Below are 2,965 nucleotides of genomic sequence, written 5' to 3'. Positions count from 1 at the left end.
CACGGTGGGCTCGTGCGTGATGCACGTGAGCCGGCAGCCCTGGTGGGCCCTGCACTACACGATGGCGGGCACCATCGGCAGCACCACGTACGTCAAGGTGCCCACGCTGGAGCGCACCACCAGCGGCTACATCCAGCGCGTGGTCACGGACGACTCGCGCATCGGCACGGCGCTGGCCACGGTGCTGCGCACGGACTACAAGTGGAGCACGGGCGCGGCCACGGTGGTGGTGCAGAACAGCGCCGGCAAGCGCTGGTCGCGCCGCAGCGTCGCCAGCAACAGCGACCTGGCGTACGCGCTCAAGGACGCGCTGGCCACCAACACGCTGGCGTACGGCGTGCTGCGCGACAGCCTCACCAAGGGCAACAAGGTGGTGGCCGTGGTCAAGAGCTCCATCATCCAGTACGCCGACAGCGTGGCGTCGGACTACTGGGGCAACCGGCTCAAGCCGTCGCACTGCGCGTTCTCGGGCATCTTTGCCAGTGCCGTGAGCGACATCGCCATCACCACCACCATCTACGACCGCACCCGCTGCTGATCAGCGGACGGCGCTGGATGTCACGAGAGCCCTCCCGGCCGCGCGCCGGGAGGGCTCTCACGTTGGGTTCCGATTACCCGCGTCCGCGTCATCCTGAGGAGCCGCCGCGAGGACCTTACGCGGGCAAGATCCTTCGGTCGCGCCCAGGGCCCTGTACCGCATGAATTCCGCGCGGGCGCTCCCTCAGGATGACGCTTCTGGCGTCGGTAGAGGAAGATCCTCAGCGGGTTCGAGCGAGAGGAGGGTCGCGGCGACGAGGTTCACGTGCGGCTCGTGCAGGATGGTGCCGTGGTCGCCCGTCACGGGGACGACCGTGATGCGCTCCGCGCACAGCTCCCAGAACGCGTGCGCGTCGCCCAGCAGCGCCGATTCCGCCGATGCCTCCGTGCGAAAGTAGGTCAGGTGGCCGTCGTACGGGGGCAGGACGTACGTGGCCTGCGCCCGCAGGTTGGCGCTCCGCACGCGCGTGAGCGCCAGGATCAGCTCCGCGCGCGACTCCGGCAGCAGGCGCTCGTCCCCCACCTGGCGGATCATGGCGACGACCATCCGCTCCGGCGGCAGGTGGCGCACCTCGTCCATGCGGATGCGCTCGGCCGCGCCCCATCCCGCGTATCCGCCGATGGTCTGCATCATCACCTCCGCGGGGTCGCGCGGGTCGGCGGCGACGGTCTCATCCGTCAGCGGCGCCGTGTCCAGCATGGCCAGCAGCTCCACCGCCTCGCCCGCCGCGCGCAGCTGCCGCGCCATCTCCCACGCCACCAGCCCGCCGAACGACCATCCGCCCAGCCGGTACGGGCCGCCCGGACGAAAGCGGCGGATGGCTTCCACGTAGTACGCCGCCATCTCGGGGAGCGAATCGATCGGCTCCCTGCCGTCCTCCAGGCCGCGCGGCTGCAGGCCGTACACGGGCTGGTCCGGCGCCATCAGCACGGCCAGGCCGCGATAGCAGACCACGTGTCCGCCCGCGGGGTGGATCATGAAGAGCGGCGGCCGCTCGCCGAAGGTCTGCAGGGGGACGAGGGGAAGGCGCACGGCGCGCTCGCCGGCCGCCAGGGCGCGCGCCATGGCCTCCACCGTGGGCGCCTGGACGAGCATGGCCACGGGCACGTCCAGCCCCAGCTCGATCCGCAGCTTCGCCGTCAGCCGCGCGGCGAGGATGGACTGGCCCCCCAGGTCGAAGAAGTCGTCGTGCGCGCCCACGTGCTCCACGCCCAGCACCTCCTGCCACACGGCCGCCAGCCGCTCCTCCATCCCCGGCGCAGGCGGCACGTATGCGGTCCTGTCGTCTCCCTCCGGCTCGGGGAGGGCGCGGCGGTCCAGCTTGCCGCTGGACGTCCGCGGCAGCGCGTCCATCCAGGTAAAGACGGCCGGCACCATGTACTCCGGCAGCCGCTCGCGCAGGAACGCGCGCAGCTCCGGCTGCGGGGGCAGCAGCAGATCCGAATGGGCGACGAGATAGCCGGCGAGCCTGCGCGCGGCGCCGCTCTCTCCCCGGACGGCCACGGCGGCGTGCGCCACGGCGGGATGCGCGACCAGCGCCTGCTCCACCTCCTCCAGCTCGATGCGGTGGCCGCGCACCTTGACCTGCGCGTCCATCCGCCCGAGGTACTCCAGCGTGCCGTCCTCGCGCCAGCGGCCGCGGTCCCGCGTGCGGTACATCCGCGATCCCGGCGGGCCGAGCGGGTCCGGGCGGAACGCGTCCGCCGTGAGCGCCGGCCGGGCTGCGTAGCCGCGCGCCACGCCCGCGCCCCCCGTCCACACCTCGCCCGGCGCGCCGATGCCCGCGGGGCGCATGGCATCGTCCAGCACGTAGACGCGCCCACCCGCGATGGGCCGGCCGATGCCCACGCGGTCGTGGAACGGCTCCAACTCGGCGAACGTGGAGTACGTCGTGTCCTCCGTGGGGCCCCACAGGTTGACCACGCGCGGCACGCCGGCTTCCGCGAGCGCGCTCACCAGCGGCGGCGGCACGGCCTCGCCGGCGAGGAGGATGCTGCGGATGCCGCTCGGCAGGCGACCCTCGCGCAGCAGCTCGGCGGCGGCGGTGGGCGTCATGGGGGCGGCGAGCACGGCGCGCCCCGGCGGGAGCGGCGCCAGCGCGTTCTCCACGAGGACGACCGTCCCCCCGCAGCACAGCGTGCCGAACAGCTCGCCCACGGACACGTCGAAGGTGACGGGCGTGGAGCCCAGCACGGCCGTCCGGTCCTCGCCGAGCAGATACTTGGCCCAGGCGAGCATGGCGGCGGACGCGCGGTGCTCGACGGCCACGCCCTTGGGCCCGCCCGTGGACCCGGAGGTGAAGATGACGTATGCCAGGTCCGCCCCGGTCACCAGGGGAGCGGGATCGCCGTCACGGGCGCCGCCCAGCTCGGCGGGGGCGCGGATGTCGATTCCGTCGATCTCGCCCAGCGACGCGCGGGAGGCGGC

Annotated in this window: 2 protein-coding genes; one reads left to right on the top strand and one right to left on the bottom strand. The window is 73.2% G+C overall.

The features are described 5' to 3' along the window. Positions 1–538: hypothetical protein (locus VFZ20_RS00915; protein ID WP_329681927.1), on the top strand; the 538-nt coding region annotated here is incomplete at its 5' end. Between the two features lie 183 nt (positions 539–721). Here VFZ20_RS00915 and VFZ20_RS00910 read toward each other — a convergent pair. Further along, positions 722–2,965 (bottom strand): AMP-binding protein (locus VFZ20_RS00910; RefSeq protein ID WP_329681926.1); only part of this gene is annotated, 2,244 nt, incomplete at its 5' end.

Origin of the sequence: Longimicrobium sp. (assembly GCF_036280135.1) — a bacterium.
Taxonomy (GTDB): Bacteria; Gemmatimonadota; Gemmatimonadetes; order Longimicrobiales; family Longimicrobiaceae; genus Longimicrobium.
This window is presented reverse-complemented; position numbering and strand designations above follow the sequence as displayed.